Here is a 19279-nt window from a genome sequence, read left to right on the forward strand (position 1 = left end):
GTTCGCACGGTCATGACGCAGCGATCACGCATCTCGTTGTTGCGCGTCGGCGAACCGGTCGCTCAACTGCTCCAGGCGTGCTTCTTCGAGGTCGAGAGCGTCCTGGGCGTCTGTGAGTGTGCGCGAACTGTACGTCCCCCGGGTGCGGGCGGCGAGCAAGGCGTCGCGTTCTGCGGCGATGACCGCAAGGCGCAGTCGGAGGTAGTCGGTGCGGGCCGCCACCAGAGTGGCGTGGTCCGGCTCGGTTTCCTGAGGACGAGGGCGCTTCCGCGGCCGGATAAGACTGTCCGCGCGTACCTGGTCGATGACTTCGGGCGCAGCCGTTCCGGTGTTGGCCATGTCGTCCAAGGACAGTGTCGCCGCCTGCGACATCTCGGTGATCAGCTGCCCGTACTCCGTACGCAGCCTCTTCGGGTCGTCGCCGGGAATGCGTACGGTGCGTATCACGGCAGGCAGCGAGAGGCCCTGCAGAAGCAGCGTCGTCACGGCCACGACGAACGCGATCAGGATCAACTGCGGCCGGTGCGGGGTGTCGTCGGGCAGTGTCTGGGCCGCGGCCACGGTGATCGCGCCGCGCATGCCCGACCAGGCCAGCACTACCCCGCCCTGCCAGCCGAGCGTCTCGTTGAGCCGGAATTCGATGTCGGCGCTCGTGCGGGAGACCCGCCGCTCGATCCGAGCCTTCCTGCTCGGAGTGAAGCGGTCGCCGAGATCGAACAGGGCCAGTCGTTCCTGCATGCGCTCCAGCAGAGGCTTGGCCGCGGCTGCCCGGCGCTCGTCCCGGCGCAGCATCGCCACCAGGGGTGCCACGAAGACCATGCGGGCGACAATGACCAGTCCGCTCAGCGCGAGGCCGTAGAGGAGGACTCGCCCCGCGCCGAGCCCGTCCTCGTGCCCGTGCACCTCGTCGACCAGCGTCTTCACGCCCAGCCCCATCAGAAGGAAGATCGCACTCTCCAGCAGGAAGGCGAGGGTGCGCCAGTTCATGGCCTCGCCGATCCGGTCCCGGGCCTTCAACAGCTTCGGGCTCAGATGCCCGGTCACCACTCCGGTTACGACGACCGCCAGCACGCCCGACGCGCCGAGTTCCTCGGCCGGCACGTACGCGACGAACGGCACCACGAAGGAGATCGCCGTGTTCAGCACAGTGTCGTCGAGCAGCGCCCGCACCCGCACGTTCACCAAGCCGACGACGACACCGACCACGACCGCGACCAGCACCGAGAAGGCGAACTTTCCGGCCACACCCCACAGCGACACGGCCCCGGCCGTCGCGGCAACGGCCGAGCGCAGCAGGACGAGCGCGGATGCGTCGTTGACGAGGCCCTCGCCCTCCAGCAACGTCAGCAGGCGCCTGGGCAGGCCGAGCTTGCGGCCCACCGATGTGGCGGCCACCGCGTCCGTGGGGCTGACGATCGCGCCCAGCGCGAACGCGGTCGGCCAGCCGATGTCCGGCAACAGCAGGTGGACGAGCCAGCCCGCTCCCAGCGTGGATACCACGACGAGCAGCACCGCGAGCCCGGTGATGGCCTTGATGTCGCGCCGGAAATCCTGGGCCGGCATGTTGACCGCCGAGGAGTACAGCAGCGGGGGCAGGACCCCGGCCAGCACCCACTCCGGATCGATCTCCACAGCCGGCACGCCCGGCACGAAACTCAGGGCGATACCCATCACGACCAGGCTCAGCGGGGCGGCGAGTCCCAGGCGCTGCGAGAACGCGGCAACCGCCACCATGCCGACCACGCCGACGATGGCGATCAGGGTCAATTCCATGACAGTCTCCCGGCCCCGCGCGCAGTGTTGCGCATGGGGGCATTGTGAACGTCTGTTCCGCGCGTGCTGGAGGAAGCATGTGGCGAGAGGAGGCCGGTTCGTCCGGTCGTGCGGCGTGCACCCGTCGGGTGCACGGGGCGGAACACTGTGCCTCAGAGCCGGGCAAGGCCGCCATCGACGGGAAGGTCGGAGCCGGTGGTGTAGGCCGAATCGGGGCCGGCGAGATACAGGGCGGCGCGAGCGGCTTCTTCGGTCGTGCCCAGGCGGCGCATGGGCACGGTGGCGGTGATGTGGGCATCCATGGCTTGCCGGGCCGCGGGATCGTCGTACATGTTCGATGGGGTGCGCAGAGAGCCGGGGCTGAGTGAGTTCACACGGATGCCGCGGGCCAGCAGCTGAGTGTCGGCGGCGAGGCTGCGGGCGAGACCTGTCAGCGCCGCTCTGGTCAGCACGTGCAGCGGGGCTCCGTGGCCACCGTGCCGGTGGGCGGCTGCGGTCAGGATGACGGATGCGTTGTCGTTGAGCATGTCCCTGGACATGGTCACGGTGAAGAAGGCGCTTCTGAGGTGCCCGTTGATGTACTGGTCGAAGGCGGCGTCGTCCACATCGTACGGATCGGGCGCGCGGGCGGTTCCCGCATCGACCAGCAGGACATCGATGAACCCGAAGCGGTCCTCCACCGCGTCGATCAAGCGATCGACGCCGGTGGACGTGGACAGGTCGCAGGCCACCAGATGCACAGGGCCGCCGAGCAGCTCGGCTGCGGCGTCGAGCGTGGCCTCGTCCTGCGCTGCCAGGACCAGTTGGGCACCGTGCTGGTGAAAGAGGCGGGCCGCGGCGAGTCCGATGCCGCTGCTGCCGATGGTGATGACTGTGACCTTGTTGTCGAGTTTGCGCTGCTCGTTCATCACGAGGTCCTGACGTCTCCGGGTGCGAGTCAAGGCCGGCTCGTGCGGCTGGAAGCCGGCGGAATGTGCGGCGGTCAACGAGAGCGGGCGCAGGTCACGGGAGCGTGGGTTCACCGAGTTCCGCGGTGACCTTGGTGAGCAGCGTGTGCAAAGACGCGCGCTCAGCATCGTCCAGTGGCGCGAGAATGCCTTGCTCCACCTCGGTCATGACCGGTTCGAGGCCGTCGATGAGATCTCTGGCGTGCGACGTCACGAAGACTCGCTTGCTGCGGTCGTCACCCTCTTCCATGCGACGTTCGATCAGGCCGCGTCTTTCCATGCCCTTCAACAGGGACGAGACACTGGCGGCGCTCGTGCGGCTCACTCGTGCGACGTCACGCTGGATCGAGCCGGGGTTCTGGATCAGGTAGCCGAGTACGAAGGCTTGCTCGGAACTGAGGTCGCGCTCCCGGAACCATTCCTCACCCCCCTTGCGCTGCACCCACACGATCCAGCGCATCATCTCGAAGGTGCTGTGCAACGCGCGGTTCGATACACCCTGCGCTTCATCCATAGTACCCATCCTAACAGTTAGGCACCTAACAGTCAAAATCGGTAACCTGGGCGCGTGGTGACCGGGGGCTGGTCAAGCGCGCTCAGCGGTACCCACCGGTTGCCCTCCGGTGGGTACCGCTTCTCGGGCCGTCTTTATGCCGTAGCGGTGAGGAACTGGGTCTGGATCTGCGCCGTGCTGCCGTCCAGGGGGACCTGGAAGTGGTCGACGGCGGTGACGTGGCCGGGGTCAAGAACGGTCCAGCCGGCGTTCCTCAGCAGGGCGAGCCAGGCGTCGCGGCTCAGGATGGTGCGCAGGGGGCTGGTCCCGCCGAACATGACCTGATCCGTTGTCGCGAGCACCTGCGCCGAGTCGAGGCCCTGCGGATGGGCTTCGGCGGTCAGGGCCAGCGTGCTGCCGGGGGCCGCTCGGCGGGCCAGTGACTCGGCAAGACGGTCGACGGCACTGTTCTCCAGGAACAGCACGATGTGCTCCAGCAGGAACAGGGAGCGCTCGCGGCGGTCATGCCCGGCCGCGACCAGCAGGTCAGCCGCATCGTCTGTCGCCAGATCGGCTTCGATGAGCGTGATCCTGCGGGTGTCGAGGCCGCATGCGTCCAGCCGGCGCTTCTTGTCGGCGATGACGTGAGGAAGATCGATCTCGTAGAAGTGCACGTCGGGCGAGCGGAAGCGCAGCGCCCGGTCGTCGTAGCCGGCGCCGACGTTGACGATCTGCCTGACACCGGATTCCAGGGCGCCCTCGACGAGTTGGTCGAAGTAGGGCGCGCGGGGCGCCAGGAGCTGAAGCAGCGGCTCGCTCATCTTGACGGGTTCGCCGTCCGGGCCTGCTGCCGTCATGCCTTCTGTCAACTTCCGCTGGCCGTGGTCGTCGCCCGACGGCGAGCGCGGGCGGCCGAATTCCGCTCGGCCGAGTGCTACGAACTCGCGGATCATGGTCAGAGTGGGGTTTTCCTGCTGCATGCCCTGATGGCCTTTCTCGTTACGTTCCCGATCCGTGGATCTCGGTGACCCTGTCGTGGGCGACGCCGGGCCCGCCGGTGGTCCGGGCCCTCGACCCTGGCCACCGGCGAGGTGACGCACCTTCGGTCACCGCAGTCAACGCCGGCGCCCTCAGCTGGAGGTGACGATGTGGACGGGCACCCGCACGCCCCACTCCTCGACGCCCTCGGCGAGAAGGTCCATGACCCGCTGGTGCCCCGCGTCCAGTTCGGGGTTGGTGTAATGGCGGTTCATCGACTCGTCGTCCCGGTAGAACTCGAAGGCCCACATGATGTCCGGGTCTTCGTCCGAGCGGCTGAGCGCCCAGTCGACGGGACCGTCCGGGTCGCCGTTGAAGTGCATCTCGTGGCACAGCGTGAACAGTTCGTCCCGCTTTCCAGGCCGGGCCTTGAGGCGCATGACCAATCCCGGCTGCTTCGCGTGCATGTCGATCTCCTGATCTCTGGTGTTTCGGATGGTTCGGGCAACTGCCCGTGGCTCAGCCGACGGCCAAGCCGTGACGGCGAGCCAGATGTGCCGCCATGGTGTGCGCCAGGCGATCGGTACCGGCGCCGTTGGGGTGCAGATGGTCACCCGAGTCGTACGCCTCATCGAGCCGCTGGGGGTTTTGCGCGTCCCGGAGTGCCGCGTCGAAGTCGACGCGATGTGGCGCCGCCGCACGGATCCAGTCGTTCACGACACGCCGGGTCCCCTCCCGGCTGTCGTCGTAGCCTTCCGCCCCGACGAACGGTGTGATCGTCGCGATCGCCACGCCGAGTCCCGCCTCCGCGGCCCGGTCGGACAGACCCTGGTACGCGTCGATCAGCTGCCGAGCCGAGGGTAGGTCCGCGAGGGGCGCGTCGGCGCCGGGAAGCCCCAGGTCGTTGGTCCCCAGCGCGATGACGACGTCGCTCACCCCTGTGACGGCGAGGACATCGTGCTCGAAGCGCGACACCCCGGACAGGCCGAACGAGGCGATGGGCGAGCCCGGATCGGCCCGCAGCCGATTCCCGGCGATGCCCGCGTTCAGCATGACCACATCGAGCCGCGGCACGAGCAACTCCTGGGCGCCCTCGGGCCATCCGCCGGCGGTGATCGAGTCACCCAGGCACACGGCCGTCACCGCGACCTCGGGCCCGAACACCTCCAAGCCGCAGACAAAGGGCACCGGCAGGGGAAGACGGCTGCCGTCAGGGGCCCCTACGGTGGGAACCTCGACCACAGGGAAGTCGGGCGAGCCGGCGTGGTCGCCCGGCTCCGAGACCTCCACGGGCATCCGCGAGTAGTTGCCCGTCGCGTGCACCGTCGGTGTCGGGAGGTACAGATCAACCGTCACCTCGCCGCCTCGCTCGACCGTCACCTCGAGCGGGTCGGTCCAGCGCTCCTGCCCAGCCGACACCGTGACATCTGTCCGCCCCGCGAACCGGGCGGATACCACCTGGCCTCCTACCGAGACGGAAAGCGTTCCCACGCACAGGGGCCCATCACCGAAGCGATTGCTCAGTTTCACCCGTGCGCGTCCACCGGCGACCGCCGACACCACACGCACGCGCAGCGTCTCATCCGTGCCGGCCCTGCCGAGGTCGCGAAAGTCCGCGACCGCTTGCATCCAGCCTGTCTGCCACTGACTCACGATGCCTCCTTTCCTGCGATCCGCCGGGCTCGGTGGAGAATCCCCGATCCCCAATAGTTAGAAGTCAAACATATAGATTTCTAACTATCAAGTCGGGACGCTTGTCGGTGCCGTCCAGTCGAAGGGGCGGCGCAGGGATCGTCTTGGTCGATGAACACCGGCAGCGCCCCCAAGCTGCTGCGAAAGTGCGGATTGCCCGCGATCTTGAGAGCCGTTCAAGATCCCGGCACAGGGCGCGTGTGTGTTCCTCGCTCAGTCCTGAGGTCGGCCGGAGAAGCGTGATGGCGCGGCTGCCGCCCATCCAGCCGGGCGGGAAGCGGATCCCGACGAGATAACCGCAGTGGTGTCGCTCGTACGGTCCGCCCAGGGCCGACTCGATCGCGGAGTGCCAGGCGCCGAAGACCTGTTCGGCGGTGCTGCCGGGCCGCAGCGCCGTACGCAGGACGCTCATCGCCGTACGGGAGGCGTCGGCCGCCTCCATCGCCCGTTCGACCAGAACGGGCTCGCCGCCCAGCGGCACCACCAGTCCGGTCACGGCGAAGTGGCCCTGGTGATCCAGACCGCACAAGTAGTGGATGTCCTCCGGCGCGGTGACCAGCAGGACGTCCAGACCGTGCCGCTCCATGACGCCACGGGTGACGGACAACCGCTGCTCGCACTGAGGGCCGGGATACCCGTGGGCTGACCGTATCCGCCATGCCTCCGGTCCTGTGCCGAGGGACGCCGGCGCGGTTTCGATCGCGCGGCGGGCCTTCAGCAGATCAGGCGGACACGCGGTACGGCACCCCCTTCACGCAGACGCGGCGGCCTCTTTCACACAGACGCGACCGCCGATCGGCGCTCAGCCGGCCCTCTCGTCGTCAGTGGCTGGTGACGGCGGGGCCAGCACGCTCTGCACGGCGGGCCCGACAAGGGCGATCAAGGTCTCGCGTTCCGCCTCGGTGAGCGTCGGGACACCGACGACGCCGCGTCCCACGACCAGCCCGACGAGCATCGAGGACACGATGCCCGCCCGGAGCGGCGCGTTGTCGACGGCTCGCGAGGTGACAGCGTCGGCAAGCAGCCGTTGCTGGAGAAACTCGCGCAGTTGCTCGTTCGCCCGATCGTTGGTGATGGCGCCCCGGAGCATCGCCATGAGCGGCTCGGAGCTTCGCGCGTCCTCTTCCCACACATCGAGGAAGGCTCGGACGACACGTTCACCGAGCCCGTGGTCCGCCCCCGCGAATGCCGCGCTGAATCGCTCCAGGGCATCCGCAGGAACGGACATGACGGCGGCGAACAGCTCTTCCTTCGACCGGAAGAACTGCATCACCAGCGACGCGTCGACGCCGGCGTCGGCCGCGACCCTTCGAATCGTCGTCGCGGTGAAGCCGTCGGCTGCGAACCGGGCGCGTGCCGCGGTGAGTATCGCCTGCCGGGTCGTGTTGGTCCCTGGCCGACGTCCGCGGCGCGCGGGGACGGCGGGATTCTTGTGCGCGGTCATGCTCCGAAGTTACCCCCTCCCAACGATCTCAACGCCTGTTGATTTCTGGCGATCTCAGACGTACGCTCGCGTTGTCCGCCGAGACCGTCCGGTGGACGGCGAGATGTGAGGAGCTCACCATGAGTGACGACCAGAAAGTGTTCATGCCCTCTCACCCTCTGGAGCCGGGCGACAGATACGGCATCCTGAGCACCTTCGAGCCGGGTACACGAACGCTGAAGGCGGGCTCCCGGATCGCCGCGCCGTTCAAGCCGCTGCCGGTCGACATCGTGCTCGACAAGGACGTTCCGGTCACTCTGCGCGACGGGACCACGATCCACGTGGACATCTTCCGCCCCGCGGACGCGACGACGGTTCCCGTCATCGTGGCCTGGAGCCCGTACGGCAAGGGCCAGGGAACCTCCGCCAGCGTGATCGGCATCTTCGGCATGGTCGGGCTGGACAACGGGATCGTGTCCGGGCTCGAGAAGTTCGAGGGGCCCGACCCCGCGTACTGGTGCGCACACGGCTACGCCATCTGCAATCCGGACATCCGGGGCGTGGGCCACTCCGAGGGCGACAGCGTCCTGTGGGACCGGCAGGAGGGACGCGACTGCTACGACCTCGTCGAGTGGCTGGGTGTCCAGAACTGGTGCACGGGCAAGGTCGCGATGAGCGGGACGTCCTATCTCGCGGTCGCTCAGTGGTTCACCGCGGCCGAGCAGCCTCCCCACCTGGCGGCGATCAACCCGTGGGAAGGCGTGAGCGACGTCTACCGTGACCTGGTGCTGCGCGGCGGCATGCCTGACACCGGCTTCGCCCGGCAGCTCCAGGACAACTCCTACTGGGGCAATGGCCAGAAGGAGGACATCCTTACCGAGGCCGAGCGGTACCCGCTGGTGAACGACCTGTGGGAGAACAAGATCCCGCAGTTCGACAAGATCACCGTGCCTGCCTACGTCGTGGCCAGCTACTCCAACACACTGCACACCGCGGGCACCTTCCGCGCCTGGCGACGGATGGCCTCCGAGCAGAAGTGGCTGCGCATCCACAACAGCCAGGAGTGGCCCGACTACTACGACGAGACGAACCGGGAGGACCTGCGCCGGTTCTTCGACCGCTTCCTCAAGGAGGAGGACAACGGATGGGAGCGGACCCCACGGGTGCGCTACTCCCTTCTCGACCTTCAAGGCGGCGATCAGGTGGACATCCCCGCCGACCGGTTCCCGCCGGCGGAGGTCACCTCGACGAAGTACTACCTCGACGGCCGTTCGCGGACCCTGACCACGGCAGTGCCACCCGTCGAGGCGACGGCCGGCTACGTCGTGAGGTCCAATCCCGACACGGTGTCGTTCGTGACACGCTTCGACCAGGAGACCGTGCTGGTCGGATATCCGAAGGCACATCTGTGGGTGGAGGCCGACGGTGCGGACGACATGGACCTCTTCCTGCTGGTGCAGAAACTCGACGCCCACGGCACGCCTCTCCAGCAGTTCACCGTGCCCAACCAGGGCGCCCTGGTTCACGACGTCACCGAACGCGGCGCCTCGATCCTGCGCTACAAAGGCACGGACGGACGGCTGCGCGTCTCGATGCGCCACCTGGACGAGGAGCTGTCGACCCAGGATGTCCCCGCTCACAGCTTCGACCGGGCCGAGAAGCTCTCCCCCGGCGAGGTCGTCGACGTCGAGATCGACCTGCTCCCGGTCGGGCTCGCCTTCCACCAGGGCGAACAGCTCCGCCTCGTCATCAGTGGCCGGTCTCTCCTGGGCACGATGATGCCCGGAATCCGGGAGTACACCCCCGCCAACCGCGGACGGCACATCATCCACACCGGCGGCGAGCACGCCTCGTACCTGCAGCTTCCCGTCAAGCCGGCGTAGGGCGCGCCGTCCGCACCCGGCGACTACCGGCCCGGCCGGCGGAAGGGGCTCACCCCTGATGAATGACGGCAGACCGTATGCCCTATCGGACGGCCGCCGATGCCAGTGCTCTGCGGACGCGGACGGGTTCGTAGGTGGGTGAGGACATCGAGAGCACCACGAGGGCTGTACGGCCGAGGTGGGCCGCCAGCAGTTTGGCCGCGCCGCCCGCGTCACCCGCCTGCACGGCCTCGGCAATCGTGTGGTGCTGCTCGCTCGTGTCCGCCTGCCACTCCAGCGGCTTCCACGAGACGAAGGCGAGGCGGTAACGCGTGGCGTGGTCCGACAGCAGGGCCATCTCCCGTTCCATCCGCGGACCGGAGGGGTGGACCAGAGCACGGTGAAACTGCTCGTGCGGGCACCGCCACTTCTCGAAGTCCCCCGTACGTGCCGTGTCGTCCATCTCCTTGAGCAGCCGGCCGATGCGGAGCAGGTGGTCCTCGGTCATTCGCGGTACGGCAATCTCGATCGCCAGCGCTTCCAGGCTGATGCGCATGGCGTACAGCTCGTCGAGATCCTCGTCGCTGAATTCAGCCACCCGTGCCCGGTGCTGGGACTCCTGCCGGATGAAGCCCTCACGCTGGAGAATGCGGAGCGCTTCGCGCAGCGGGCCGCGGCTCACCCCGAGCTGCCGCGCCAGCTCAACCTGCGAGAGCACGTCGCCGGCGCGCAGTTCCCCTCGCATGATCGCGCCTCGCAAGGCGTGATGAGCCCTGCTCATTTCATCGGGATGGGCGACTTTCTCCACCACCTCGGCTGACTCCACTGTCGTCGCACACCGGCCTTCCGCGCGTTTCCCCACCAGCATCCTGGCGGTGCCTCCGTACGCACAGCCCGGACGAGCTGCACGTAACACCGTAGCCGACACCTCTGGCCAGTCTGCCGACACTTTGCGGGGCGGTCGAACTCTGCACGGGCAGCACTCCCGGCCCGAAGCCCGCCACCACCTGCGCTCAGCAGCCGTGCGCAGCAGGAGCCGACATGAAATGTTGACACTCTGCGGGGTCGGATGGACTCGATCATGGGCCGCGGCAGATCTTCCGGCCCGCTTGAGGCGGTGGGAGGGCTCCTCCTCCGCAGCTCCGCGGTCCTGGTGGCATGCCGGTCACGACGCGGCACGACGACGGGGAAGCCACGTACCCGGTTTCCCCGCCGTCGTGCCGCCGATCGGTCGCCCGCAGCGTTGAACACCTGGTTCTCGGCAAGGGCGACCGCTCGATCCTCCGCCGTTACACCCGCTCCTGGTACGTGGCCGCCATGCCGGCGAATCGCTGGTCGTTACTCACAACGGAGTTGCGGACGGCGCCCAGCCTTTCCACCTCGACCTCGACGGTGTCTCCCGGCTGGAGCAGCCGCGGAGGTTTTCTGCCGTAGCCGACGCCGGCCGGAGTGCCGGTCGCGAGGAGGTCGCCGGGGCGCAGGGTCATGGTGTGGGAGATCAGGGACAGCGTCTGGCCTACCGAGTAGATCATCTGGTCGGTGCGTGCGTCCTGGACGGTCTCGCCGTTGACGCGGGTGCGCAGCCGTAGGCCCCGGCTCAGGTCGCCGACCTCCGCGGCCGGCACCAGGGGGCCCAGAGGGCCTGAGCGGTCCCCGTTCTTGCCAAGGGTCCACTGGGAGGTGAGCTTCTGCGCCCTGCGCGAGGTCAGGTCGTTGAAGGCGGAGTAGCCGATCACAGCGGCCAGGGCCTCCTCCGGGGAAGCGTCGACGAGCTGGGAGCCCACCCAGGCGACAACCTCGCCCTCCCAGTCCAGTCCCTCCTCGTTGGAAGGGACGGGGACCTCCGCCCCGTCCACGGTCAGTGACCGCGGCCACCGCGCGAACAGCGTGGGGTGGGCCGGCAGTTCTTGGTCACGGTAACTGCCCTCGGCCACGTGCTGCTGGTAGTTGAGCCCGATGCACAGCACGCGCGCGTCGGGGAGAACCGGGGGGACCTGCTCGACCGCGGCGACGGCGAGCGTCGGTCCGCACGGGGGTCGGGAAAGCCAGCCTGTCGGGTCGGCCCAGAAGGTGGCGAGCGACTCGATGACGGTGACGTGGTCACCCTGTTCGGCCAGGACGGCGACCTCCACGTCAGAACCGGCGTCCGGTCGCCTGATGCCCACTATTCTCACTTGCTTTTCCCTTCCTGGGTTTCGGGGCCCGGGCCCCGAAGCGTGTCCTGATCACCGAACTGCGGGGATCCGCCCACAACGGCCTTGTTTTCAGCCGGTGTTGTCCGCACCGGGCGGAGTGTGGCTGTGCGTGAGGTGGTGTTGCATCAGCAGGTCCGAGGCGAAGTCGTTGGACGGGTCGCGCCACACGCTGTGCACGTGGTTGGCGTCGTCCTCCGCGTTGTCGAACTCGACGAGGGTGGCCGGGCCCTGGATACGGAAGTAGTGCGGCTGGTCGATGCTCGTGCCGCCCGCCCAGGCGAAGTGCAGGTCCTTCACGCCGCCGGCGGCCTCGATGCGGTCCATCTCGTAGCCGACCAGACCCGGCCTCGCCCGCTCCACGAACCGGGCGAGCAGGTCGTCGAAGTGGCGGCGTTGTGCCTCGGAGAGGTCGTCGGCGCGGATGCCGCGCGGGTGAGCACGGAAGTAGGCCAGGGCCCTGCGGTCCTCGTCGGTGATCATCGCGTCGCGGCGACCGACTCCGTGGTAGGCGGGATACTCGACATCACCGACGGTCGCGACCGTGCGCGTGACAAAGTCCGCCGGTGGCCTGGTGTGGATGACCGCCACTCTCCGCTGGGCGGCGGTGAGGCTGTCCAGCAGGGCGAAGGCGGTGTCCTCCTCCTCACCAAGGATCCGGAAGGGCCCGAAGCGGGCGGGCTCTGCGCCGAGCAGAAACGGTGTGGCGCTGACCAGGTCGCCCTCGACAACGGTGATGTTGAGAGACAGATGGTGACCGATCAGCCGCCAGCCCCAGGTGGCGTCCGGCTGCGGCTGTCCGAAGAAGGAGAGGAAGTAGCCCCGGGCATCGCGCAGGGAGGCCGCCACATGGCCGAACACGGGCAGATTCAGCTCGCGGAGCACATGCTCGTTGGCCATGACCTGGACCACGCGGGCATAGGCCGGGATCGACATCGACTCGGCGATCAGCCGGTGCGCCAACACCTCTTGATGGCGTTCGAGTTCGCCGAGCGGCAGGCCGTGCCTGCCGGACTCGGGAAGGAAGTTCCAGTGGGTCCGGCCGGGATCCGTGTGGGGCAGCAGGACTCGCTCACGCTGACCCGCGCTCAGCGCGTCGAACAGCCCCATCGCCGCGAAAGTGACCGCCGTCGCGTCGAAGGAGCCGCCCGGCAGCGCGCGGTGCTCGTGCGGGAGTTCACCGCCGGGATGCGGATGCGGTGTCGCCGTCATGGTCTTCCCTGCCTTTCTGTGTTCGTCGGCCCCGGGATGTCGGCCGAGGCCCTGGCCGTGGGCGCCGGCCCACCCCCGGCGCCGTGGTTCAGCGGTGGGCCGTCTCGTAGCGGTACGGACCGAGGGACAGGAACAGAGTGGCGCAGACCAGGCACAGGACGGCCAAGGTGAGCATCGCCGGGGTGTAGGAGCCGTAGGTGTCGCGGACGACGCCCACCGCGGATGCGGCGATTGCCCCGCCGATCTGGAACACGGAGAACGTGATGCCGTAGACCTTGCCGTAGGACAGCCGTCCGAAGTGCCGCGGGACGAGGTAGCTGAGGACATCGAATTCGGCGCCGATCAGCATCCCGGCCAGCGCTGCAGCGAGGATGCCGGTCAGCACACTCGGTCCCGCCGCGAACAGCAGGAGGGCGACGATGCCACCGGCCAGGTTGACGCCCATGACCAGGGATGCCGCGAAATGGTCGAGCAGCCAGCCGGTGGCGATCCTGGCCACGATGAGCGCCACTCCCAGGGCGACAGGCACCAGATTGGCGACGTTCTCCGGAACGCCGGCGTCGAGCAACAGCGGGATCTGGTAGACCGTCACCGAGGAACCGACCATCCCGAGCAGCAGGAACGCGGCCAGGATCAGCCAGAACGGCCGTCTGGCCGCCGCGACGGTCAGCAAGTCGCCGTCGGTCGTGACACCCGTCTTGCGCGGGGTCGGCTCGGCGAGGAGGAAGTAGGCGACCGGGAAAGCGATGAGCGCGATCGCCCCCAGCCCGACGAACGCCACCCGCCAGCCGAACGCCCCGATCAGACCGGCGGTGAGGACGGGGACGACGACCGTGCCGACACCGATGCCGGAGTTGGCGACCCCCAGTGCGAATCCGAGCCGGTGCTCGAACCAGCCCGCCGTGAGCCGGAGGTACGACACCGGCCACAGACCGAGGCCGCACAGCGGGACGAGCGCCCAGGCCAGATAGAACACCGACAGTCTGTCGGGCAGGAAGTACATCGCCATCAACGAGAGTCCGAAGACGGGGGAACTGCACAGGATCAGGCGGCGGCCACCGTACCGGTCGACCAGGTACCCCTGCACGGGCGAGATGATCACGATGGTGATGCTCAGGAGGGAGGCCGCCATGCCGATGGCGGGGACTCCCCAGCCGAACTCCCGGTCCAGAGGTGTGATGAACGCCCCGAACGCCATGACCGTGAGCACGCTGGGGCCGACGGTGAGCCCCAGCGCGGACGCCACCGCCGTACGCCAGCCCGCCGCCGCTGGGGCGGGGGCGTCCTCGACCGTGTCGGGGAGCAGGTCAAACCTGTCCGTGGTCACGCGGGCTCTCCTCTTCGGAAGGTCGGATGGGGATATGGGCGGTGCCGCGCTTCGGCCGGCGGGCCTGTCACCGGTTGTCGGGGCCCGGCCGCAGCGCCTGGTGCAGGCGGGAGACGAAGCGGGGAATGTCGGTGTGCCGACCGGCCGTGAAGACGTAGAAGTCCGGCCGGGCGAGAAACGCCTCACAGTCGTACTCGCTGAACCAGCGCTCGTAGACGCCGTCGAGGTCCTTGACGGCGCCCCGGCCGGACACGTCGGCGGCCACGCCGCCGATCCGCCGGAACCAGGACCTCTCCGGCTCGCTCAGCGCGTCGGTAGGGTCTCCGCGTCGGCTGATCAGCTGCCACCCGCCGCCGACGATGTCGTCGAACAGGCCCTCCTGACCGGCTGTTCGTACCCGCCCCTGCGGGGCAAGCCGTCCGTCGGCGTCCTGGCGGAAGGCCGTCAGCGACGGCGCGCCCAGCCGGGGGTGGGGAGGCGTGCGGGTGGCGGCCTCGGGATCGCCGGCCCGCCTGCGCATCTCGGCGTCGCGGGCAGCCGCCTTGTCCGTGTCGAGTTCGCAGATGACACGGCCGGCAGCCACGGCCTCGTCGATGATCTCCCGGACGTGTCCGGCGCGTTCGGGACCGTAGGTGTCGAGCAAGGCCGGCGCGGCCAGTGCCCGGTGCACCATGCCGAGGCGCCAGCTGAGCGCCCGAGCGTCACGCAGCCCCGCGCAGAGCCCTTGCCCGAGGAAGGGCGGCATGAGGTGGGCCGCGTCGCCGGCGAGGAAGACGTTGCCCTCGCGCCAACTCCGCGCCCACCGGCCCCGGAAGGTGTAGACGGCGTGCCTCTCCAGCCGGGCGGTCCGCGGTGTCACACCCCAGGGGGCCATGAGCCGCCACGCCGTGCTCTCCCGGCCCAGCTCCTCGGCGGTGATGTCTTCGCGGCGCATGAACTCGAACCGGCGTCGTCCGGGGCCGCTGTTGACGGCGGTGGCGGGCTGCCGCGGATCGCAGTACTGGGTGACGAAGGCGCTCCACTTCTCCTCGACCAGAGGCTGGTAGTCGACCACCAGCCAGTCGGCCTCGAATCCGGAGTCGCCGACATCGATGGCGAGGTGCGCGCGCACGGCGCTGCGGGCGCCGTCCGCGCCGATCAGCCACCGCGAACGGACCTCGACGGCCTCGGACGGCCGTTCGGTGGGGGCCAGGTACGCGGTGACTCCCCCGTCGTCCTGGTCCAGGGAGTGGAAGGTCCACCCGCGGTGCACGCTCACCCCGGGGGTGGCGGCGGCCAGCCGCTCCAGGACGGCCTCCAGGTCGGGCTGGTAGAAGCCGTTGGTATTGGCCCACCCCGACTCGGCGATCCGGTTCCAGTCGATGGCCTGTAGAAGTTCGCCTTCGCCGTTGCGGAACTCATACCCGCCGCGTTCGCCCCGGGAGGGCTCGAACAGGTCGGCGTGGTCGTCCATGAGCCCGGCGGCCTGGAGGATACGCAGGGCCTCGTGGTCGATCGTGCAGGCCCTCGGCAGCGGATAGGGCCGGGGCCGGCGCTCCACGACGGCCACCCGTAGGCCGGAGCGGCCGAGGAAGACGGCGGTGAGCAGGCCGACGGGTCCGCCGCCGACGACAGTGCAGTCGACCGCGGACCGGGGGGCATCGACGGACGCGGGCGGTGCTGGGGTGCTCATGCTTCCGGCTCCTGGGTTCCTACGTGGTCCGTGACCGCCGCCGGGCCGGCGGAGGGCCGGGGGCGACCGGTGTCGGCGGGCAGGATCACGCACTTGACGTGCGGCGAGGTCGCCTGCGTGCGCCAGGCCGACGGAAGGTCCTCAAGGGGGAAAGTCCGCACGTCCACCCTCAGTTCGTCGCGGGACAGGGCGGCCCACAACCAGGCAAGAGCCTCCCGCTTGGCGTGCAGCGGAGTGTGCAGGCCGGCGAACCCGGACAGCGTGAGTTGCTTGCCGCGCAGCAGTCCGGCCGGTATCCGCGCGGTCGCTCCGGCCGGGTTCCCCACGTTGACGACCCGTGCGCGGGGTGCGCACACCCGCAGGGCCGCTTCCAGCGGCGCCCCGTACACAGCGTCGAGGACGACGTCCACCGGGCCCGCGGCGGCCAGCAGCCGCGCCGCCAGCTCTTCGGTGTCCTCGTCGGCGCGCAGGTCTACGACGGCGTCCGCGCCGAGGCCGAGCAGGCGCCGAAGCGCCTGGCGTTCGCGTGCGACGCCGACCACCCGGCCCGCTCCCCAGCGGTGCGCCACCTGCACGGCGAGCTGACCGACCGCACCCGTCGCCCCCAGCACCAGGACGGTCTGCCCGGGGCGCAGGGCGGCGTCCTCGACCAGCGGCATGAACGCCGCCGTGCCGGAATTGCCGACGGCGGCCGCCGACACCGGATCGACGCCCTCGGGCAGCGGCAGCAGATCCTGGTCGGCGACGAGGACCTGGGCGGCGAAGCTGCCGGGGGCGGCCGGCGAGGCGTGACACTGGGCGTAGACCAAGGAGCCGGTCGCGTGGTGGTCGGAGTCGAGCACCACTCCCACACACTCGCTGCCAGGGACGTACGGGGCCTCATGACGGGCCGAGTGAAACGTCCCCGACGCAATGACGAGGTCGAGGGGGTTGAGCGGCGCCGCGACCACGGCCAAGAGAGTGTTCCCGGGTGTGCGCGGCGGCAGTGCGAGCGGGCCCAGCCGCGGTTCGGCGCCGGGGGCGTCGACGATCGCGGCCAGGACCTCGTGGGTCGCATCGGACGGCCGGTGGAGCTCGGGGCCGGGCCGGGTCGGGTGGTGCTGGGGAACGTCGTCCTGGGCGTGCATGGTCACCTCCTTCACGTTGGTTCCGCTACGAGCGTCGTTCGAGGACGCTGGTCGACGCCGGTCCGAGGTCCACGCCGCACAGCGACCGGCCGAGGTTCTCCATCCAGGTGTCGACGTTGTGGGCGGCGTGCAGGCTGCCGGCGCGGCAGTTGCGGGCGATCAGCTGGAGCGGCTGCCGCTTGGCCATCGCCGAGGCACCGCACGCGCGAAAGAGCGTCTCGATCGCCGAGGCGCACGCGTCCCACACGTATGCGACATCGGTGTGCATCTGAACGGTCTGGTCCTCGGACAGGTCCACGCCCTGCCTGTCGTACCGGTCCAGCTCTGCTACGGCGGCGTCGGCCACTCGGCCGGCCGCCCGGATCCGGCTGTGGACGCGTCCGACGGTGAGGTGCGTGATCGGGGCGTCGAGCTGGTTCGTGTACGGCGAGTAGGGGATGCTGCGCTTCCCGAGGCCGCCGAGGAACACCTCCATGGCGTGATCGGCCATCCCGAGGGCGACCCCGGTGCCCGTCACCAGGGAGCGGGGCAGGCCGCCGCGTCGCGGTCCGGTGCCCTGCTCGGTCAGCTCGGCGACCCGCGCGGCCAGCCGCTGGGGCGTGCTGAAGCGCTCGTCGGGGACGAAGAGTTCGCCGTCCGTCGCGACGGTCTGGCTGCCGGTGGCGGCCAGACCCATCGCGTCCCAGTCGTCCCGCTCGACGAGCTGGTCCTTGGGCACCAGGACCATGCCGACCTTCGCGTCGTCGGTCTCGTCGTAGAAGACGGCGAGGAACCCGTGGGAAGCGTGGATGCTGCCGGTGGCGAACGGCCACGCGCCCTTGACCAGCCAGCCGCCGTCGGCGCGGCGTGCGGTTCCGGTCATACGGCGGCTGGTGCCGCCGACGGCGAAGGTGCGGTTGCCGGCCCGTACGGGCTCGTACACCGGACGGACCACGTCGTCGGCGAAGGCGGCACCCCACAGGTTGCCGCCCGCGGCAGCCCACACCATCCAGCCGCTCGCCCCGCAGCCCGCTCCGAGCGCGCGGTAGATGTCATGCAGCTCCCGCGTGGTGAAGTCCGCGCCGCCGAACCTCTTCGGCGTGGTCAGGCTGAAGACACCGGCCTCGTCCAGGCGTTCGATGGTCTCCTGGGGGATGCGGCGCTGCCGTTCCGCCTCGGCCTGGTGCTCGCGCAGCCAGGGACGCAGCTTCTCCAGACGGATGACCATCTCCTCGGGCGCCGACGCCGCTGTGGTGCCCATCGCCGTGCTCCTCATGGCTCTCTCCTCGTGCTCGCGCTCTTCTTTCACGGTCGGAATCTCGCGAGGTTCAACCGCTCTTCCGCGGGGCGGAGGGCGCGAAGCGGTCCAAGGTGGTGATGCCGTCGAACTTGTGCGGTTCGCTTCCGGCCATCAGCCGCCCGTAGTTCTCGGAGAGGGCTTCGAGGTTGAGCGCGCCGTGCAGGGTGATGACGCGCGCGTCGCGCCAGGCCCGCTGAATGGGCTCGCTATCCATGATCGCGGTCGAGCCGGAGTTCCGCTGGAGCAACTCGATCGCCTCTGCGCACCATTTGGCGGCATAGGCTGTTTCGACCAGGACCCGGGCGCTGAACAGCTGCATGCAGTCCGGCTCTGCCGGCGTGCCGACGGCGGCGAGCACGCCAAGCCGGTCGGTCTCCTCGGCGTTGGCCCGCGTCATCAGCTTCGCCGACCGGATCTTGGAGTGGACCTCGGCGAGCATCAGGTGGGTCAGGGGCGCGTCCAACTGATCCTTGTACGTGGTGCCGCGGATGGGGCGGCCGGCGGAGCGCTGGAGAAAACGCTCCAGCGCGCCCTCGGCGATACCGATCGACATCCCGGCCATCAGGCTGAACGCCCAGCCGAGCGACGGCGCCTTCCACAGCGAGCCGTTGAGCCCGTTGTCGATCTCCGCGCCGACGATGCGGCGGAAGTCGACACCGCGGTGGTCCGGCACGAAGAGTTCGTCCTCCACGAGCCGCAGGGAGACACTGCCGGTGGCGCGCATCCCGGCGACCTTCCAGTCGTCGAGGAACCGCAGCTGCTCGCGCGGCACCTGGACGCCCACGAGATACGTCCCGTCGCCGTCGTCGGCGATGCAGCCGAGGTTGGTGTACGGGGCCCAGAGCGCGTCGCTGCCGAAGGTCCAGGGCCCGCCGGAGATGATCCAGCCTCCCTCGCACCGCCTGGCCCGCCCCCGTGAGGCCGGGAAGTGGCTCGAACCGGCCACCCGCGGCCCGACCCACGGACGGCCGTAAACCTCTTCGACGACGCGGGGGCCCGAACCAGCCGGGATCCAGTTCGTCGAGGCGCCGACCCACACGGTCCAGCCGCTTGAGCCGTCCCACTTCGAGACCTCGGAGACCACGTCCAGCTGCTGACGCACGCTCAGTTCGTGACCGCCGAATTCGGCGGGGCTGCCGATGGCGAAGGCGCCGGTGGCGTCCAGGTCGGCAATGGTTTCGTCCGAGTGGCGGCCCGCGCGTTCCGCCTCCAGCGCGCGCTCGCGCAAGGTGGGTCCGAGTTCCCGGACCTTGTGAAGAATCGTCGTCAAGATCGCCGACGTGTCCTGGGTCGCAGCCATTC

The 19279-nt window shown here is 69.4% G+C and carries 17 protein-coding genes; 1 reads left to right on the forward strand and 16 read right to left on the reverse strand.

Features of this window, described 5'->3' with window-relative positions:
- Positions 1–24: 24 nt before the first annotated feature.
- The 8 genes from ACFYNU_RS08175 to ACFYNU_RS08210 form a co-directional block, all read right to left on the reverse strand.
- Positions 25–1773 (reverse strand): cation:proton antiporter, encoded by a 1749-nt coding sequence (locus ACFYNU_RS08175; protein ID WP_356596858.1) that lies wholly within the window; start codon positions 1771–1773, stop codon positions 25–27.
- Between the two features lie 152 nt (positions 1774–1925).
- Positions 1926–2681: an SDR family oxidoreductase gene (locus tag ACFYNU_RS08180; protein ID WP_356596860.1), complete on the reverse strand. Its 756-nt coding sequence runs from the start codon at positions 2679–2681 to the stop codon at positions 1926–1928.
- 94 nt (positions 2682–2775) lie between these two features.
- Complete coding sequence (locus ACFYNU_RS08185; RefSeq protein ID WP_356596862.1) at positions 2776–3234, reverse strand: MarR family transcriptional regulator; 459 nt, start codon at positions 3232–3234, stop codon at positions 2776–2778.
- 134 nt (positions 3235–3368) lie between these two features.
- Positions 3369–4166, reverse strand: a complete 798-nt coding sequence (locus ACFYNU_RS08190) for an SAM-dependent methyltransferase (protein WP_356596864.1) — start codon at positions 4164–4166, stop codon at positions 3369–3371.
- 177 nt (positions 4167–4343) lie between these two features.
- Positions 4344–4658, reverse strand: coding sequence for an antibiotic biosynthesis monooxygenase (locus tag ACFYNU_RS08195; protein ID WP_356596866.1), 315 nt, complete (start codon positions 4656–4658; stop codon positions 4344–4346).
- A 52-nt stretch (positions 4659–4710) separates the two neighbouring features.
- Complete coding sequence (locus ACFYNU_RS08200; protein ID WP_356596868.1) at positions 4711–5844, reverse strand: GDSL-type esterase/lipase family protein; 1134 nt, start codon at positions 5842–5844, stop codon at positions 4711–4713.
- A gap of 64 nt (positions 5845–5908) precedes the next feature.
- On the reverse strand, positions 5909–6490 hold the full coding sequence (locus ACFYNU_RS08205) for an aminopeptidase P family N-terminal domain-containing protein (RefSeq protein ID WP_356596870.1): 582 nt from the start codon (positions 6488–6490) through the stop codon (positions 5909–5911).
- A 195-nt stretch (positions 6491–6685) separates the two neighbouring features.
- On the reverse strand, positions 6686–7327 hold the full coding sequence (locus ACFYNU_RS08210) for a TetR family transcriptional regulator (RefSeq protein ID WP_356596872.1): 642 nt from the start codon (positions 7325–7327) through the stop codon (positions 6686–6688).
- A gap of 119 nt (positions 7328–7446) precedes the next feature.
- On the opposite strand from ACFYNU_RS08210, the gene ACFYNU_RS08215 reads away from it, so the two are divergent.
- Positions 7447–9189 carry a CocE/NonD family hydrolase gene (locus tag ACFYNU_RS08215; RefSeq protein WP_356596874.1) on the forward strand — a complete coding sequence of 581 codons (1743 nt, stop codon included), beginning with the start codon at positions 7447–7449 and terminating at the stop codon, positions 9187–9189.
- 82 nt (positions 9190–9271) lie between these two features.
- Here ACFYNU_RS08215 and ACFYNU_RS08220 read toward each other — a convergent pair whose 3' ends face one another.
- The 8 genes from ACFYNU_RS08220 to ACFYNU_RS08255 all read right to left on the reverse strand — a co-directional run bounded on the left by ACFYNU_RS08220 (position 9272) and on the right by ACFYNU_RS08255 (position 19277).
- Complete coding sequence (locus tag ACFYNU_RS08220; protein WP_356596876.1) at positions 9272–10036, reverse strand: GntR family transcriptional regulator; 765 nt, start codon at positions 10034–10036, stop codon at positions 9272–9274.
- 421 nt (positions 10037–10457) lie between these two features.
- The gene (locus ACFYNU_RS08225) at positions 10458–11342 is read right to left on the reverse strand and encodes a fumarylacetoacetate hydrolase family protein (RefSeq protein ID WP_356596878.1); all 885 of its coding nucleotides are present in this window, start codon (positions 11340–11342) and stop codon (positions 10458–10460) included.
- 90 nt (positions 11343–11432) lie between these two features.
- Positions 11433–12572 carry a DUF3500 domain-containing protein gene (locus tag ACFYNU_RS08230; protein ID WP_356596880.1) on the reverse strand — a complete coding sequence of 380 codons (1140 nt, stop codon included), beginning with the start codon at positions 12570–12572 and terminating at the stop codon, positions 11433–11435.
- Between the two features lie 88 nt (positions 12573–12660).
- Positions 12661–13899: an MFS transporter gene (locus ACFYNU_RS08235; protein WP_356596882.1), complete on the reverse strand. Its 1239-nt coding sequence runs from the start codon at positions 13897–13899 to the stop codon at positions 12661–12663.
- Positions 13900–13966: 67 nt separating this feature from the next.
- Positions 13967–15571, reverse strand: coding sequence for a bifunctional 3-(3-hydroxy-phenyl)propionate/3-hydroxycinnamic acid hydroxylase (locus ACFYNU_RS08240; RefSeq protein WP_356596884.1), 1605 nt, complete (start codon positions 15569–15571; stop codon positions 13967–13969).
- Positions 15568–16698 (reverse strand): zinc-binding alcohol dehydrogenase family protein, encoded by a 1131-nt coding sequence (locus tag ACFYNU_RS08245; protein ID WP_356596886.1) that lies wholly within the window; start codon positions 16696–16698, stop codon positions 15568–15570. The genes ACFYNU_RS08240 and ACFYNU_RS08245 overlap by 4 nt, the downstream gene beginning before the upstream one ends.
- Positions 16699–16723: 25 nt before the next feature.
- A complete protein-coding gene (locus ACFYNU_RS08250; protein ID WP_388765527.1) occupies positions 16724–17953 on the reverse strand; it encodes an acyl-CoA dehydrogenase family protein in 1230 nt (409 codons plus the stop codon).
- A gap of 52 nt (positions 17954–18005) precedes the next feature.
- On the reverse strand, positions 18006–19277 hold the full coding sequence (locus ACFYNU_RS08255) for an acyl-CoA dehydrogenase family protein (RefSeq protein WP_356596890.1): 1272 nt from the start codon (positions 19275–19277) through the stop codon (positions 18006–18008).
- Between the last annotated feature and the right edge of the window lie 2 nt (positions 19278–19279).

The sequence above is a fragment of the Streptomyces sp. NPDC006643 genome (assembly GCF_042870175.1).
Lineage (GTDB): Bacteria > Actinomycetota > Actinomycetes > Streptomycetales > Streptomycetaceae > Streptomyces.

Coding starts and splice junctions, on each gene's coding strand:
- ACFYNU_RS08175 (WP_356596858.1), bottom strand. CDS start 1,773: ATGGAATTGACCCTGATCGCCATCGTCGGCGTGGTCGGCATGGTGGCG.
- ACFYNU_RS08180 (WP_356596860.1), bottom strand. CDS start 2,681: ATGAACGAGCAGCGCAAACTCGACAACAAGGTCACAGTCATCACCATC.
- ACFYNU_RS08185 (WP_356596862.1), bottom strand. CDS start 3,234: ATGGATGAAGCGCAGGGTGTATCGAACCGCGCGTTGCACAGCACCTTC.
- ACFYNU_RS08190 (WP_356596864.1), bottom strand. CDS start 4,166: ATGATCCGCGAGTTCGTAGCACTCGGCCGAGCGGAATTCGGCCGCCCG.
- ACFYNU_RS08195 (WP_356596866.1), bottom strand. CDS start 4,658: ATGCACGCGAAGCAGCCGGGATTGGTCATGCGCCTCAAGGCCCGGCCT.
- ACFYNU_RS08210 (WP_356596872.1), bottom strand. CDS start 7,327: ATGACCGCGCACAAGAATCCCGCCGTCCCCGCGCGCCGCGGACGTCGG.
- ACFYNU_RS08215 (WP_356596874.1), top strand. CDS start 7,447: ATGAGTGACGACCAGAAAGTGTTCATGCCCTCTCACCCTCTGGAGCCG.
- ACFYNU_RS08220 (WP_356596876.1), bottom strand. CDS start 10,036: ATGCTGGTGGGGAAACGCGCGGAAGGCCGGTGTGCGACGACAGTGGAG.
- ACFYNU_RS08230 (WP_356596880.1), bottom strand. CDS start 12,572: ATGACGGCGACACCGCATCCGCATCCCGGCGGTGAACTCCCGCACGAG.
- ACFYNU_RS08240 (WP_356596884.1), bottom strand. CDS start 15,571: ATGAGCACCCCAGCACCGCCCGCGTCCGTCGATGCCCCCCGGTCCGCG.
- ACFYNU_RS08245 (WP_356596886.1), bottom strand. CDS start 16,698: ATGCACGCCCAGGACGACGTTCCCCAGCACCACCCGACCCGGCCCGGC.
- ACFYNU_RS08250 (WP_388765527.1), bottom strand. CDS start 17,953: ATGAGGAGCACGGCGATGGGCACCACAGCGGCGTCGGCGCCCGAGGAG.
- ACFYNU_RS08255 (WP_356596890.1), bottom strand. CDS start 19,277: ATGGCTGCGACCCAGGACACGTCGGCGATCTTGACGACGATTCTTCAC.